Origin of the sequence: Streptomyces sp. NPDC017676, assembly GCF_044329325.1 — a bacterium.
Lineage (GTDB): Bacteria > Actinomycetota > Actinomycetes > Streptomycetales > Streptomycetaceae > Streptomyces.
Genome location: NZ_JBIRJA010000012.1, coordinates 293,198 through 308,754 on the forward strand (window position 1 = coordinate 293,198; position 15,557 = coordinate 308,754).

Consider the following 15,557-nt stretch of genomic DNA (forward strand, 5'->3'; position numbering starts at 1 on the left):
CGGGAACCTGGTCCGACCGGGTGCGGCCCTGGTGAGAGGAGTCCCAGGTGACAGTGTCGACGTCGGCGGCGGGCGGTCGGGACAGCGGTGCTCAGGAGGCCGGGTACGAGCCTGATCCGCGCCGCTGGCGCGCCCTGTGGGTCACCTTGGTGGCGGGCTTCATGAGCCTGCTCGACGTGACGATCGTGGCGGTCGCCCTGCCCACCATCCAACGGGATCTGGGTGCCTCCCCGGCACAGGTGCAGTGGGTGGTCTCCGGATACGCCCTGACCTTCGCCCTCGCCCTCGTCACCGCCGGCCGTCTCGGCGACGCGCTGGACCGGCGCCGTATCTTCCTGCTGGCCCTCGGCGGGTTCGTGGTCTTCAGCGCGGTGTGCGGAGCGGCCCCCGGCATCATGCTGCTGGTGGTGGCCCGACTCGCCCAGGGCCTGGCGGCCGGCTTCATGGCCCCGCAGAACTCCGCGCTCATCCAGCAGATGTTCCGCGGCGCCGAACGCGGCCGGGCCTTCGGCTTCTTCGGTGCCACCGTCGGCATCTCCTCCGCCGCGGGCCCCCTCACCGGCGGTGTCATCCTCGCCCTCGCCTCCGGCGCCCAGGGCTGGCGGTGGATCTTCTACGTCAACGTCCCCATCGGCATCCTCGCCGTCCTCCTCGGCCGCCGCCTGCTGCCCCGCACCCGGCGCTCCGGGCGGGGCCGGGTGGACGTGCCCGGCGTCCTGCTCCTCGGTCTCGGCGTCCTCGCGCTCATGTACCCGCTGGTCCAGGCGGGATCCGGCGGTCTCGACCGACTGTGGTGGCTGTTCCCCGTCGGTGCGACGGTGCTCGTCGTCTTCGCCTGGTGGCAGCGCCGCCTGGTCGCCCGGCACGCCCAGCCGCTGCTCGATCCGCGCCTGTTCAGCACCGTGCGCGGTTACGCCATCGGCGCGGGCATCGGCACGCTGTACTTCATCGGCTTCAGCGGGGTCTGGCTGGTGTTCGCCCTGTTCTACCAGCACGGACTCGGCTTCTCCCCGCTGCGGTCCGGCCTCGCCGTGACTCCGTTCGCCCTCGGCTCGGCGAGCGCGGCCGTGGTGTCCGGGCGGCTGGTGGACAGGTTCGGCCGCCTGCTCACCGTGTGCGGCCTGACCGGCGTGATCGTCGGTCTGGGCGGCACCGCGCTGCTGCTCCGCTTCGTGCCCCTGCACATCGCCCCGTGGGTCGCCGCCCCGGTGCTGTTCCTCGGCGGTGTCGGCGGTGGCTTCGTGGTCGCCCCCAACATCACGATGACCTTGCGGGACGTGCCCGTGCGGATGGCGGGCGCGGCGGGCGGCGCCCTGCAGACCGGGCAGCGGCTGGGCGCCACGCTGGGGACAGCAGCCCTGCCCGGCCTCTTCTACCTGGTGCTCGGCAGGAGCCACGACTACCGGGGCGCCCTCGTGACCGCGCTGTGCGCCGCTCTCGTCGGGATGGCGGCGTCCCTGGCACTCGCGACGTTCGACTGGCAGCGCGACCGGCGGCTGCACCCCCCGCACCGCAAGTGCCCGGACGAGGTCGCCCACGACCCGGTACACGCCCGGCAGACCTGACCCGTGGGTTGCCGGCAGGTGGGTTGCGCGCTTCCCTGAAGGAAACCCGATTGTCAGTGGTGGCCGATACCGTTGCGTACGCAGCACACCCCTGCTGCCACCGAACGGCCCGCAGGGCCATCAGGGTGGTGCCGGGCCGTGTCGGGCGGCCGGCACGGCCCGGGTTGGCCATGCTGGGCCGGAGCGGCACCTAGTGGCGACAAGGAGCACCGCATGCCGACGGACCCGGTCGAACGATTCCTGGCGGCGCTGGACCCCCACCACCGGGAGGCCGTCGGCGCACAGCCGCGGGAGGAACAGGAACTTCTCGCGGCGGCCTGGGAACGGGAACTGGAAGCGGACGACGAGCTGGACACGCTCGACGAGCTGTCCCCGCCGGCGGCGGAGGCCGAGGCGGCCCGCCGCGTCCTGGAGCGCGGCGCCGACTAGAACGCTCAGCACCCGCGGCACCCGTCGCCCGGCACCCCGTCGGCTCGCGGAACTCGGCGCAATCCCCTACGGCCGGCCTCGCGCCCCCGGCGTTAGGGTCGGCCCCGTGACACTCTCCATCGAAGAACGAGAACAGTTCCTGGCGGAGCCTCACATCGGCGCGCTGTCGGTCGTCGAACGGCCGGACCGCGCCCCACTGACGGTTCCCATCTGGTACCAGTACACGCCGGGTGGCGAGCTGTGGGTGCGCACCGGGGCCGACTCCCGGAAGGCGAGGGCGATCCGCGCCGCGGGGCGCTTCAGCCTGATGGTGCAGCGCACCGAGCCCACCGTGCGCTATGTGTCGGTCGAGGGACCGGTCACCAGGACGGCCCCGGACGGTCACGAGCACTCCTGGGAGATGGCGGCGCGCTATCTGCCGCAGGAGAAGGTGGCGGGGTTCGTGGAGTACGACCGGGCCCGGCTCGGCGAGCACTTCCTCGTGTACATGCGGCCCGAACACTGGGTCTGCGCCGATCTGGGAGCCGTCTGACGGCACGGGCGCCGAGCCGGGCACCTCGCCCGCTCGGTGCCCCCGGTCAGTCCAGGCCCAGGCCCCGGCGGCCGGTGTCGTTGAGCTGGTCCAGGGTGAACCGGCCGGTCCAGGTACGTTCGTAGTGCTCCTCGGGGAAGTCGCCCGGACTGGACCCGGTGACGAACGCCTCCCGGACGGAGGCCGCGTACCTCTCGTTGCGGGGGCACCAGGGGGCGGCGGGGATGTACATGACATTGCCCCAGCCCTTCTGGTTCTCCACCGGGGCGACGCTGTGGACCATGTCGCAGTGCCACCAGACGGAGTCGCCGGCCCGGACGTCGGGGATGGGGGTCAGCGCCCGGTGGAGCACCGGGTGCCAGCGCTTGGTGACGGGGAAGACCTGGTTGGTGCGCACGCCGCACATGGAGTCCTCGGGGACGTCCGGCAGCAGGGGGCGCAGCAGCAGGTAGGCCATGATCTCCGGGATCGGCACGGTGTGCAGGACGCCCTGGTCGGCGTCCATGTCGGACAGCGCGGTCCACCCCTGGAAGGTGCGGAAGGCGGAGCACATGGTGGAGCCGGGGTACTGGGGGCCGGTGGTGCGGTGGGCCGCGTCCCAGGGGTCGTACTGTTCGGCGGTGCCGTCGAAGAGATGGCGGAAGGCCTGCTGGTACTCGCGCGTCATCCACAGATCGAGGGTGCCCGGGTCGCAGTGGGCGCCGAGGCCGGCGGAGTCGGTGCCCGGCGGGCGGCGGCGGATGCGGTCGGGGTAGAGCGCGTCGCGGTCGGGGTCGAACCACTGGGTGCCGTCGTCGGCCGTGTGCTTCCAGAACGAGTTCAGGAAGGACTGGACGGTGGCCATGCGCTCGGACTGGCGGGCCCGCATCTGAGCCTGGGACCAGTAGACGGGGTAGATCTCCGGCTTGGAGCCGACGCTGCCGAAGAAGTCGTCGCCGGGGCCGGTGTAGTTCTCGAAGAACTCGTTGCGCTCGACGTAGTCGACGATGTCGGCGTCCCAGGCCAGCGCCTGCTCGCGCGGGAAGTGGCCGCGTACGACGAGACAGCCGCGCTTCTTGAGCTTGGCCGTCTCGGCCGGCGTCACCGTTCCGCCGGCGATCGCGTCGTAGTCCAGGACGGGCCACACCTCCTCTCCGCGGGTCCGGTCGGCCTCGATCTCGGCGATACGGGCCTCGATGCGCTGCTCGACGGCCGCGAACACCTCCTGCACGCTGCGTCCGGAGGCTTCGATGCGGGCACGCAGAGCAGGCTTGATCTCACGGATGGCGGCGGCGAGGTCGGCCGGGGTCTCCTCCCAGTGCGGCAGGGCGGCGGGACGGTGCGGTTCAGCGGCGAGTGTCATCGCCCGGCTCCTTTGGTCAGGACTCCTTACTAGAACGACGGTAAGCAGGTCCGCCATGTTCAGGCAAGAGTCCTTACTAGAATGGTCCGCATGACCCAGCCCAAGCCGTCACTGGAGATGCTGCGCGCGCTGACCGACGAGAACGTGCTGCGCGCGCTCATGGACCACCCGCGTCTGACCAGGGCGGAGATCTCCGCGCACACCGGGATCTCCAAGCCGACGATCTCCGACAGCGTCCAGCGCCTCACCGGGTCCGGCCTGGTCATCGACACCGGCGAACGCACCACCGGACGCGGGCGGGTCGGCTCCTACTACGCGCTCGCCCCGCGGCTCGGCGCCGCGCTGGTGGCGAGCATCACCCCGCACGGTGTGACGGCGGAGGCGGTCGACGCCCTCGGCCACGTGCACGGACAGGTCCGCACCGCTCTGGGGGCGAACGCCGGACCGGAGGCGGCGGCCGGTGCCCTCAGCGGGGCCGCCGGACAGCTGGCCGAGCGGATCACCGGCCCGCTGCGCCTCGCGGTGATCAGCGCCGCCGACCCGGTGGACCGCGATACGGGCCGGCTGGTGCACCTGCCCGACGCCCCCTTCCTCGTCGGCGACCTCGACCCGCCCGGCGTCCTCGCGGGCCGTGTGACGGGCCCCGTGCTGGTGGACAACGACGTCAACTGGGCCGCCCGCGCCGAACACCAGGCGGGCTGCGCCCGGGGTGTCGACGACTTCGTCCACCTCCATCTCGGCGAAGGACTCGGCTGCGCCGTGGTGAACGACGGCGTGGTCCGGCGTGGGCACAGGGGCCTGGTCGGGGAGATCGCGCACCTGTGCACCTACGGCCCGGACGGCGAGGCCATGGCCTTCACCGAGGTGTTCGCCGCCCTCGGCCTGCGTCTGCCCTCCTCCACCGCCATCGACGTCCCTGCCCTCCGCGCACTCCTGGCCGGGCACGACGAACGAGCCCAGCGGATCCGCGCCGCGCTGGCCCGGGCCGTCTGCGGCGTACTGTCCGCGGCCGTCTCCCTGGCCGATCCGCGGATGATCGTCATCGGCGGTGCCTGGGGACCGGATCCGGCCATGATCACGGCCGTCGAGAAGCACTTCCAGCGCACACCGCGCCCCGTACCCGTCACCGCGGCCACGCTGTCCTCGCCCGAACTGTCCGGAGCCCGCGACCGCGCCGTGGAAGAACTCCGCACGCTCATCGTCCGGTCGGCACGCCCCGCACCGGAGTAGGCCGCCTGCCGGTGGGCGATCCCGCGGTGCCGACCGCTGCTCGGTGGTCCCTTCCCCGCCTGGTGAGTCCCCAGGGCTTGAGGACCGAGATCGCCGTCATGAAGACGTAGGCGCACAGTGACACGATCGGGCCGGGCAGGAGGTCGCCGGGGCCGGGCGGTGGTCCGCCGTCCGTCATGCCGACGAGCGTGGAGTGCACACCCGGGCGCAGCGCGAACGCCGTGGCGGCGGTCGTGGCGAGCGTCAGCCAGAACTTCGTGAGGACCCACCGGTGCCGGGCCAGTCCCCACCGGGTGCCCACGGACAGCAGTACACCGCTGAGAAGGGTCAGGAGCGCGCAGGGAAGCAGCAGCCAGTCCGCGAAGACCCTCATGGCGCGGACGGACGCCTCGGCGGTCACCGCCGATCCGGTCGTGGTGGCGGTGACCGCGAGGGCGAGCAGCCCGAGCGTGAGCCCGAGCCAGCTCGCGGAGACGGCCACATGGACGACGAGGGAGGCCCGGCGCGCGGGTCGGCTCAACTTCATGTCCGACACGGTGCCGGGGAAACCCGTCCGTGGCGTCCGGCGCGGGGAGCAAGGCGGTGTACTCGACGCGGAGTACACCGCCCGCCCGGTGCCCGGGTGGTACGGCGCTCAGGGCGCCCAGGGCGCCTCGACGGACCAGGTGGTGTCCTCGGTGAAGGTGCTCGGGTTGTCCCAGGCGTGGGTCCCGCCCGACTGGGCCAGCCACAGTTCGGAGTTGATGTGCCGCAGGTACTGACCGGGGAAGTTCGCCGCCGACAGCCGGATGCCGCCCTCGCCCTGGACCGGGCACCAGGTCGCGTCGGCCTTGTACAGGGCTGAGTCGTCTCCCGCCTCGCGACGGATCCGGAAGTCGCGGTGGCGCAGGTACTCACCGGGGTGGTTGCGGGACTCGAAGGAGTAGCAGAGCCTGTTCGCCAGGCCGGGCCTCACCTTCCAGGTGGCGTCCTGCTTCAGCAGGTCGCTGCTGCCGGAATCGACCACCTCCGTGTAGCCGAGGCCGTCGTAGTGACGGATGTAACGGTCGGTGTGGCCGGGTGTCGTGACGCGGATCGACACGTACTGCTCCAGAGGCAGCTCCACCGGCGGGCCGAGGGTGCGGGAGGCGACGATGAGCGCCTGGTTGGCCGCGCGGACCCGGGACTCGTCGACCTTGACGACCCGGCGGTCGTAGGTCATCAGCCCGTTGGTCTCGTTCTCGACGTCGGTGATCTGGGTGTAGACGGACGCCGAGAGACCGCCGGCGGGCATGGCGTTCTCCCGGATGGCGTCGAGCAGGCCCACGAACCGGTCGTCGAGCGCGGGCAGGCTCGGCTGGTCCTCATAGCTGAAACCGCCGCCCGGGTACCACTCGTGGCCGGACACCCGGTAGCCGAGGCCGCCGTACTCCCCCAGCACCGAGGCGCGCACCGGTTCCGTCGGCGTGTTGCCCGGCCCGACGTAGTTGTGGTTGTCGACCACGTCACCGTTGCCGCCGTCCTGGGCGCCGCAGCAGTTGACGCCACTCATGTTGTCCACCAGGCGCGAGGGGTCGTACGCCTTGACCATGTCCGCGATGCGGGCCTGGTCGTACTGGCCCCAGCCCTCGTTCTGGTCGACCCATTGGATGAGCGCGGGCGAGCTGCGGTGCTGGTCGATGACGGCCCGGTACTCGCTCTCCCACTGGGTGCGGGCCGCGCCGTCCGGGGCCTTGCCGCTGTCCATGGACGGCATGTCCTGCCACACCAGCAGCCCGAGCCGGTCCGCCCAGTAGAACCAGCGTTGCGGTTCGACCTTGATGTGCTTGCGGACCATGTTGAACCCGAGGTCCTTGTGCTTCTGCAGGTCGTACCTGAGCGCCGCGTCGGTGGGGGCGGTGTAGATGCCGTCCGGCCAGTAGCCCTGGTCGAGGGTGCCGGTCTGGAAGACGAACCTCCCGTTCAGGACCGGTCGGCGGACGCCGTTCACGTCCTTCACCGCGATCGAGCGCATGCCGGCGTAACCACCGACCTGGTCACCGCCCGGGCTCCCGGTCAGCCGGGCGGTGACGTCGTACAGGAACGGGTCGTCCGGCGACCACAGGCGGGCGTTCGGCACGGGCACGGAGAACTCGGTGCCCACCGTGCCCGTGGCACTCGCGACCGGGGTACCGCCGCTGGAGACGGTGACCCTGACCCTGGCACCGGAGGCTCCGGCGGCGCGTACGGTCACGCGGAGCGTGCTGTCCTCCAGGTGCGGGACCAGGTCCAGGCGGGTGATGTGCGCCGCCGCGGTCGGCTCCAGCCAGACGGTCTGCCAGATGCCGGACGAGGCGGTGTAGACGATGCTCCGGCCGGCGTGCGGGGTGACGTCCTGGATGCGCTGCTTGCCGATGGCCTGACCGCCGGTCTCCGTCGGGTCGTACACGGACACGACGATCGTGTTGGTCCCGCCGCTCCTCAGCAGGGGTGTGATGTCGTACGAGAAGGCGTCGTAGCCGCCGCGGTGCACGGCGCCCGCCTGCCGACCGTTGATCCAGACGGTCGTCTCCCAGTCGGAGGCACCGAAGTTGAGCTGGACGTGGCGGCCGCCCCAGCCGGCGGGCACGGTGAAGGTGCGCTTGTACCAGAGCCTGTCGCTTCCGGTGATCTTGCGCTGGATGCCGGAGAGCGCGGACTCGGGTGCGAACGGGACGCGGATCCGCTCACCGAACGTCGCGGGCTGTGCGGCGTCGCGGGCGGTGACGGCGAAGTCCCAGATGCCGTTCAGGTTGGCCCAGTCGGGCCGGGTGAGCTGCGGACGGGGGTACTCCGGCAGGGGGTGGTCCACCGGCACCTGATCGGTCCAGGGGGTGGACATCGGCGCCGGCTTCGGCGTCCAGGGCACGGCGGCTCGTGAGGGGGAGGCCCCCGCGGTGAGGAGGGTGGTGACGGCCAGCGTCGTCACCACGAGGGCGCTCAGGAGGTGCCGCAGGGGTCGTAAGGCCTGTCCAGGCCGGGCCGGCGGGAAGGCCCCGCGGGACGGGAGTCTCAGCACGGTGTCTGCTCCATGTCTGTTCCGGACGGGTCCGTGGTCAGCCGGTGTAGGTGTGCAGGGTCAGGCCGTACCGGCCGAGGATCTCGTTGACGGGCTGGAACCAGGTCTCGCCTCCGCCGGCGCAGTTGCCCCAGCCGCCGGAGGTGACGCCCTGCGCCTGGTCGCCGGTGATGAAGGAGCCCCCGGAGTCGCCGGGTTCGGCGCAGACACTCGTCTTCGTCAGCTGGTGCACCGCGCCCTGGCTGTAGTTGACGGTCTCGTCGGTCGCCAGCACCGTCCCGCAGTGCCAGTGCGACGTCGATCCCGACCGGCAGACGGAGGAGCCGACGGGCGCCACGGCCGAGCCGCGCACGAGCTGGTCGGGCACCGTGCCCCAGCCCAGCACCACCGGAACCGTCCACCAGCCGCTGCCCACGCTCACCCAGGCGTAGTCGTTGTCCGGGAACGACGAGCCCTGGAACGTGCCGATGTACGAGCCGTCCCAGCCGCTGACGCCGGCGCCGGGCGAGCCGCAGTGTCCGGCGGTCACGAAGCCGCCGTACACCGAGAACCCTATGGAGCAGCGGACGTTGCCCGTGTAGTAGGGGTCCCCGCCGACGGTTCCCGCGGCGAAGGTGCGCGGGGCCGCGGGGACGATGCGGACGGTGACGGGACCCGTCTTACGGGCCCGGGAGACGAAGTGTCGGACATCGTTGTCAGAGCGGTCCTGCCGCACGACGTCGACGACGACCGTGTCGGCCCTCGGATCGACGTGCCAGCCGCTGACCCCGGACGGGGCGGAGAGCCGGTCGAGGCGCGCCGTGACGGCGTCCAGTTCCCGGGCCGTGTGCGCGGCGGTACGGATCCCGGCGCCGGCCGCCTCGATGGCGCGGCGTGCTCCCGGCGAGGCATCCGGGGTGACGGCCACCGTCAGGCGCCCTTTCGCCGCGTCGAACCAGGAGCCCGCGTAGGCGTCCCCGGCCGCCCGGCGCAGCTTCCGATCGAGGGCGGCGGCGGACCGCTCGGCCGCGATCCGCGCCTCGGCCTGCTTCCGGGTGAGGCCGAGGTCGCGCTGCATGGCGATCAGGACTCCGTCGGACGCGAGCTCGGGGGACGCCTGGGCGGGGCCGGGTTCGGCGGCGGGGCCGGGTGGGGTGGTGGCGCCGCTCGCCGCCGCGGGGACCGCTCCGGCCGCGCCCGATCCGCCGAGGATCAGCAGCGCGGCCAGTACGGCATGCGTAAGTCTCGTGCGTCTCATGGGACTTGCCCTTCGTCGTTCCAGGGGTGGGGTGGAACAGCCGAGTTCTGAGAGCGCTCTCATGCGTGGCGGGGCAGAGCCTAGCCGCCCATTGGCGTCAGGTCCATGCCAATGCGGGACTCGGGTGGGGAGCGGCGATGTCGACGGCGGCGTCCGGGCGGCCGGCCAGGGCGGCGGCGTCGGACGGACGGGGGCGGTGAGCGGCGCCGGGCCGTGGTGAGCACGACGCCGGCCTGCGCGCGTGCCCCCGGCACGGGCGCAGGCCGCCGCCTCCTTGGCGGAGCCGCGTTACAGCGCGCGTTCCAGCCGGTCCGCCATCAGCTTCACGAACCGGGCCGGTTCCTTCGGCTGGCCGCCCTCGGCGAGCACCGCGAGGCCGTGCAGCAGCTCGGCGGTCTCGGCCAGCTCCGAGCGGTCCTCGCGCTCCTTGTACGCCTGGTTGAGCCCCTTCACCAGCTGGTGGTCCGGGTTGAGCTCCAGGATCCGCTTGGCGCGCGGCACCTCCTGGCCCATGGCGCGGTACATGTTCTCCAGGGCCGGCGTCAGGTCGTGCGCGTCGGAGACGACACAGGCCGGGGAGACGGTGAGCCGGGAGGACAGGCGCACCTCCTTGATGTCCTCGTCCAGCTGCTCCTTCATCCAGCCGAGCAGCCCGGCGTACTCCTCGGTCTGCTTCTCCCGCTCGTCGTCGGCCGTGTCCTCGTCCTCGGCGTCGAGATCGATCTGCCCCTTGGCGACGGACCGCAGCTTCTTGCCCTCGTACTCGCCGACGGCGTCGGCCCACACCTCGTCCACGGGGTCGGTGAGCAGCAGCACCTCGATGCCCCGTTCCCGGAACGCCTCCATGTGCGGGGAGTTCTCGATGCTCTGCCGAGACTCGCCGGTCAGGTAGTAGATGTCCTCCTGACCGTCCTTCATCCGCTCCACGTAACCCTTGAGCGTGGTCGGCTCGGTGTCGTGGTGGGTGCTCGCGAACGACGCGACGGCGAGGAGGGCGTCGCGGTTCTCCGGGTCGGTGACCAGTCCTTCCTTCAGGACGGTGCCGAACTCCCGCCAGAAGGTGGCGTACCGCTCCTGGTCCTTGGCCATCATCTCCTTGACCGTGGACAGGACCTTCTTCGTCAGCCGCCGCCGCATCATCTCGATGTGGCGGTCCTGCTGGAGGATCTCGCGGGAGACGTTGAGCGAGAGGTCGGCCGCGTCGACCACGCCCTTGACGAAGCGGAGGTACGGCGGCAGCAGCGCCTCGCAGTCGTCCATGATGAACACGCGCTTGACGTAGAGCTGCACGCCGCGCTTGAAGTCCCGCGTGAACAGGTCGTGCGGGGCGTGCTCGGGGAGGAACAGCAGGGCCTGGTACTCGAAGGTGCCCTCCGCCTGGAGCCGGATCGTCTCCAGCGGGTCGCGCCAGTCGTGCGCGATGTGCTTGTACAGCTCGTGGTACTCGTCCTCGGACACCTCGTCGCGGGGCCGCGCCCACAGCGCCTTCATGGAGTTGAGCGTCTCGGGTTCGGGTGCCTCGTCGCCCTCCCCGGCCGTGGCGGAGCGCTCGGGCACCATCCGGATGGGCCAGGTGATGAAGTCCGAGTACCGCTTGATGATCTCCCTGATCTTCCAGGGCGAGGTGTAGTCGTGGAGCTGGTTCTCCGGGTCGGCCGGCTTGAGGTGGAGCGTGACCGTGGTGCCCTGCGGCGCGTCGTCCACCCGCTCCAGCGTGTACGTGCCCTCGCCGCGCGACGTCCAGCGGGTGCCCTGGCTCTCGCCGGCGCGCCGGGTCAGCAGGGTGACCTCGTCGGCCACCATGAAGCCGGAGTAGAACCCGACGCCGAACTGGCCGATGAGTCCTTCCTCCCCGGCCGCGTCCTTGGCCTCGCGCAGCTCCCGCAGGAACTGCGCGGTGCCCGAGTTGGCGATCGTGCCGATGAGCCGGCCGACCTCGTCGTACGACATCCCGATGCCGTTGTCCCGCACGGTGAGCGTACGGGCGTCCTTGTCGATGTCGATCTCGATGTGGGGGTCGGACACGTCGGCGTCGAGCGAGTCGTCCCAGAGCTTCTCCAGGCGCAGCTTGTCCAACGCGTCCGACGCGTTGGAGACGAGCTCCCGCAGGAAGACGTCCTTGTTCGAGTAGACCGAGTGGATCATCAGCTGCAACAGCTGACGGGCCTCTACCTGGAACTCGAAGGTCTCGGTCGGCATGTTCGCGAACACCTCACAGGTCCTGTCGCCGGAACTGGTGGAGCCACTGTAAAACACCACGTCAGCGCGGTGGCCGGAAGAGCGGGCCGTGGCCGGATCCGCACCCTTCGCGTCCGCCTCCGCGCGGGCGCGCGCACCGCCGACGCGCTGCGTCGTCAGTTTCTCACGCTGCGGAACGACACCGCCGTACCAAGGCCGTTGCCGGAGCCGGCGCTCATAACCGGCGGTTCCCCGGGTACTCGGCGGGTCCAGGTCCGGACAACGGTCCGGGGCTGTCGCAGTCGAACGAACGACAACGGAGGCGCAGAGATGAGCACGGTCAAGGAAGCGGTGGAAGTCGACGTTCCGCTGCACACCGCCTACAACCAGTGGACGCAGTTCGAGGACTTCCCGAACTTCGTGGAAGGCGTCGAGGAGGTCAGGCAGCTGGACGACCGGCACAATCACTGGACCACGAAGATCGGCGGGGTACGGCGCGAGTTCGACACCGAGATCGTCGACCAGCTGCCCGACGAGCGCATCACCTGGCGCACCACCAGCGGTGACACCAGCCAGAAGGGCACCGTCCGCTTCGAGCGCCTGGACGACATGCACACCAAGGTCGAGCTGGTGATGGACATCGAGCCCAGCGGAGCGGTGGAGAAGGCCGCGGATCTGATCGGCACGATCGACCGGCGCGTCAAGGGAGACATGAAGCGGTTCAAGCAGTTCATCGAGGAGCAGGGCGGCGAGTCCGGTGCCTGGCGCGGCCGGATCCGGCCCGGAGACAGCGGTTCGTCCCTCTGATCCGGACGCAGCCGTGACGCATACGCCGCCGAGCACACGGGCTCGGCGGCCGTTTGCTGCCGCGCCGCGCACAGCGCGGTCCCGGCAGCGGTCGGCGTGGCCGGCGGAACCGGTCCGGTGACGGGGGGCGGGGCCGCCGAAGGAACGCGGCCCGCTTCGGCTCGCGCACTCCCGTCCCACAGCGCACGATAATCACAGGGGGCACTCGGACCACGGTCCGTGCTCCGGGCCGTGGGCGGCAGGAGGAGGTCGTCATGACCCGCGCCGACACCGTCGCCGCAGCCCGGACACCCGACACACTCCAGCCGGGCGGCGTCGAATCGGAGAACCACCCCTGGAGGATCCGGCTGGTCGAGCACCCGGAGCGCTTCGAGTCCTCGTTCTTCAGGGCCGCGAAACGCACGGCGCACAAGATCCTGGACGAGATCGACGACGCCGACCTGCCCTACGGGCCCCGGCCCGTGGCGCCCGCGCACTGGGAGATGCACCACGGGGGCAGCCTGTGGGTGAAGACGTCGAGCGGCTGGCGGATGTACCGTGCCCGCGCGGGCATCGAGTGGAGCATGCAGTTCTGTGCCGAGCCGTCCAAGATCGACCGGTTGCGGCAGGACGCGGCCACCCTCGTGGCGGCGTTCCCCGAGACGCTGTCCGCCCTGGCGGAACTGGGCTACGAGGAGGCCGAGGAGCTGCTGCGCACCCCGATCACGGACGCCGACGGTGTCGAGGCGTGGACCGACTCGCTGTTCAACGCCTGTGTGCCGATGAGCCGTGCGGATCACCAGGGAATCCTGCCCAAGGTGCCCGGTGAGCACCACTACCCGTGGCCCGTGAAGGGTGCGGACTTCTTCCGGTACGACGACTTCCAGCTGTGGGTGACCCTGCCCGACGGCACGCACGGCGCCGTGGCACCGGTGGACCGGCGGGGCTCGGGTGACGGGCATGTGCGTCTGGTGCTCGCTCCCGAGGGCAGCCAGGCCGCGGACACGCTGGCCGAGGCGCAGGACCGCGGGCTGATGGCGGTCCTGCCGCCGAACAGCTCCGCCGCGCTCCAGGCGTTCGCCGGCCAGATCGAGTCGGGGCAGCGCACCGCGTCCGGGCCGCCGGCGGCGCTCCGGGCCCACGCCCACGGGAACGGCCGGGGCTCGCGGGCCCGTTGAGCGAGGCACCGCCCGCGCGCGCCCGGCCGACAACAGCCCGGCGACCCCCCGGCACCGGCACCGCGGGAGGCACCGCCGGGCTGCCGGGCATGAGGCGAACGGCACACCCGCGGCGAGCAGGACGGCAAGGAGGCCTGGACCCGCCCCCACGGGCAAGGGCGCGGCCCTGCGGGTGACGCAGGAATCTCCTGCGCCGCACCGGGCATCGCACCCGTGCCGGCCGAGTGTCCGGTGACGCGCCGACTTCAACCCGCTGGCCGCCATGAAGCCGGTACGTCTGTCCGCGCTCGGCCGGCACGCCGGCTCCGCAGGGGGTGACGTCCGGCGGGGTCGGCGCCTCAGTTGGGGTTGTCCCCGTGGGTGAGGGTCTCCCAGGCGACGAAGAGGTTGTTGCTGCCGGCCGGGCGGTTCTGCTCGGTCAGGGCCTGGGTGTTGGTCATGGCGATGCCCAGGCGGTTGTGCAGGGCGTTGTAGCCGACCTCGGTGACCGGGCCCAGCCCCCGGTTGACCGACCCGCCGCACAGCCAGCTCGGGACGGCGGTGCCCAGTTCGTACTTGGACTGGAAGCCGAGCGCCTGCCGCAGCCGCTCGCCCACGTCGGTGCCGTACAGGTCCTGCCCCTGGATGCGGCTGGTCTCGGCGACGTGGGAGATGGCCGAGATGCCGTACCCGGTGTGGGTGAAGTCGCGGCAGGTCTCCTGGGTGAGACCGGTGACGAAGGTGGACTGGCCCTGCCAGTAGGAGACGATCTTGTCGCGCGTGTTCAGGTTCTGACTCGGCACGGTCTTCGGCAGGTCACCGTCGGAGGCGAGGTACACGTACGCGGCGGTGCGGGTCCGGAACTTCGCCATGGCGGTGTCGTACGACGCCTTGTCCTCCAGGAAGACGGAGATGCCGACGGCAGCCTCCATCATCGACAGCTCCCAGTTTCCGTTGGAGTTGGAGCCGTTGATGATCTCGGGCAGATAGACGTTGCGGAGCATCGTCGCGAACCGGCCGGAGTTGGCCCATGTGCCGGTGTACGTGTACTTGATGATCTCGGCGGCCTTCGGCCAGGAGGATCCCGCCCAGCCCGTCTGCAGCGGGGCGTTGGAGTTGGTGTGGTCCTGGAGCACCGCGGACCAGGCGTCCATCAGCTCGATCGCCTTCTTGGCGTAGCGCTCGTCCCGGGTGATGTACCAGGCGAGCGCGTCGGTGTACGCCGCGATCGCGTCCTCGCGTTCGTCCGTGCAGCCGTAGTTGGGGTTGGAGTACGACCCGCACTCGACGACGGCGCGCGGCTGGGGCGTGCGGCTGAGGCTCGCGTACTTGCTCGCCATCATCTGGTCGTACGCGCTCTTCCAGGGCTGCGCGCCGGCGAGCACCTTGCCCCGGGCGAAGTCGAGTTGGGCGCGGGAGACGGTGACGCCGGGATGGGTGAAGGTGGCGGGGGCGGCCTCCGCGCGCCGGCTTCCGGGCCAGGAGAGCAGGCCGGTGGCGAGCAGGGTGACCGCCGCCGTGAGGGCGAGAGCGGAACGCGGGGACTTGCGGCGGCGCCGAGCGGGTGTGTCCTGCATCTGACCGTCCTCGTATGTGAACGCAATACGGCTGATTGAACGTTCGAGTTGACGAGACCATAGGTACGGACCAGATGGCCGTCAAGGGGCCGGGAACGACACGCCCAAGCCATCGACACCAACAAGTGAACGCCGGGCAAGGGATGACCTCGACCGGCCCCGTGACCTGATCTCAGGACCGTGGGTCAGCCAACTCCCCCTGCGGACAGCGTTGTTCACATCTTGACGGCACTGGTTCAGACCTCTTACCTTCCCGGTTGCCGGACGGGCCTCCGCGCGCAGCGCCCCGCCCGGCGAGGCCCTCCCTTTCCTTCATCGACGCGAAAGGCAGTGATCTCCTCCCTTGTCCGCCACATCCCCCCACCGTCCCCCGCTGTTCAGGACGGCGCTCGCCGCCGCGGTCGCCCTCTCGGCCGGGCTGTTCGCCGCCTCCCCCGCACAGGCCGCCACCGGCACGATCACCGGCCTCGCCGGCAAGTGCCTCGACGTCGCCGGGGCCAACTCCGCC

General features: G+C 71.2%; 12 protein-coding genes. 6 read left to right on the plus strand and 6 right to left on the minus strand.

From position 1 onward, the window contains the following. Positions 1-47: 47 nt before the first annotated feature. The 3 genes from ACH4LD_RS26890 to ACH4LD_RS26900 all read left to right on the plus strand — a co-directional run bounded on the left by ACH4LD_RS26890 (position 48) and on the right by ACH4LD_RS26900 (position 2,526). Positions 48-1,565, plus strand: a complete 1,518-nt coding sequence (locus ACH4LD_RS26890; protein ID WP_398056623.1) for an MFS transporter — start codon at positions 48-50, stop codon at positions 1,563-1,565. Between the two features lie 213 nt (positions 1,566-1,778). Continuing rightward, positions 1,779-1,994: a hypothetical protein gene (locus ACH4LD_RS26895; protein ID WP_132789860.1), complete on the plus strand. Its 216-nt coding sequence runs from the start codon at positions 1,779-1,781 to the stop codon at positions 1,992-1,994. Between the two features lie 106 nt (positions 1,995-2,100). Beyond that, positions 2,101-2,526, plus strand: coding sequence for a pyridoxamine 5'-phosphate oxidase family protein (locus ACH4LD_RS26900; RefSeq protein WP_398056622.1), 426 nt, complete (start codon positions 2,101-2,103; stop codon positions 2,524-2,526). A 46-nt stretch (positions 2,527-2,572) separates the two neighbouring features. Here the strand turns inward: ACH4LD_RS26900 and ACH4LD_RS26905 are convergent, their stop codons facing one another. Further along, a complete protein-coding gene (locus tag ACH4LD_RS26905) occupies positions 2,573-3,868 on the minus strand; it encodes a DUF1479 domain-containing protein (protein ID WP_398056621.1) in 1,296 nt (431 codons plus the stop codon). Between the two features lie 90 nt (positions 3,869-3,958). Here ACH4LD_RS26905 and ACH4LD_RS26910 point away from each other — a divergent pair, with 90 nt between their 5' ends. Next, positions 3,959-5,098: an ROK family protein gene (locus ACH4LD_RS26910; RefSeq protein WP_398056620.1), complete on the plus strand. Its 1,140-nt coding sequence runs from the start codon at positions 3,959-3,961 to the stop codon at positions 5,096-5,098. On the opposite strand, the gene ACH4LD_RS26915 is transcribed toward ACH4LD_RS26910, so the two are convergent. From ACH4LD_RS26915 to htpG, 4 genes are all read right to left on the minus strand, one after another. Then, the gene (locus ACH4LD_RS26915) at positions 5,064-5,624 is read right to left on the minus strand and encodes a DUF2269 domain-containing protein (protein WP_398056619.1); all 561 of its coding nucleotides are present in this window, start codon (positions 5,622-5,624) and stop codon (positions 5,064-5,066) included. The genes ACH4LD_RS26910 and ACH4LD_RS26915 overlap by 35 nt on opposite strands. Before the next feature lie 108 nt (positions 5,625-5,732). After that, positions 5,733-8,027 carry an AbfB domain-containing protein gene (locus ACH4LD_RS26920; protein WP_398056618.1) on the minus strand — a complete coding sequence of 765 codons (2,295 nt, stop codon included), beginning with the start codon at positions 8,025-8,027 and terminating at the stop codon, positions 5,733-5,735. 124 nt (positions 8,028-8,151) lie between these two features. Next, the gene (locus ACH4LD_RS26925; protein ID WP_398056617.1) at positions 8,152-9,351 is read right to left on the minus strand and encodes a S1 family peptidase; all 1,200 of its coding nucleotides are present in this window, start codon (positions 9,349-9,351) and stop codon (positions 8,152-8,154) included. Between the two features lie 288 nt (positions 9,352-9,639). Next, positions 9,640-11,550 (minus strand): molecular chaperone HtpG, encoded by a 1,911-nt coding sequence (htpG, locus tag ACH4LD_RS26930; protein ID WP_398056616.1) that lies wholly within the window; start codon positions 11,548-11,550, stop codon positions 9,640-9,642. Between the two features lie 309 nt (positions 11,551-11,859). Between htpG and ACH4LD_RS26935 the strand changes: the two genes are divergently transcribed. Further along, positions 11,860-12,336, plus strand: a complete 477-nt coding sequence (locus tag ACH4LD_RS26935) for an SRPBCC family protein (protein WP_398056615.1) — start codon at positions 11,860-11,862, stop codon at positions 12,334-12,336. Between the two features lie 254 nt (positions 12,337-12,590). Next, positions 12,591-13,493, plus strand: coding sequence for a DUF6424 family protein (locus tag ACH4LD_RS26940; RefSeq protein WP_398056614.1), 903 nt, complete (start codon positions 12,591-12,593; stop codon positions 13,491-13,493). Between the two features lie 338 nt (positions 13,494-13,831). Here ACH4LD_RS26940 and ACH4LD_RS26945 read toward each other — a convergent pair whose 3' ends face one another. Continuing rightward, positions 13,832-15,049: an alginate lyase family protein gene (locus ACH4LD_RS26945; RefSeq protein ID WP_398056613.1), complete on the minus strand. Its 1,218-nt coding sequence runs from the start codon at positions 15,047-15,049 to the stop codon at positions 13,832-13,834. Positions 15,050-15,557 lie beyond the last annotated feature (508 nt).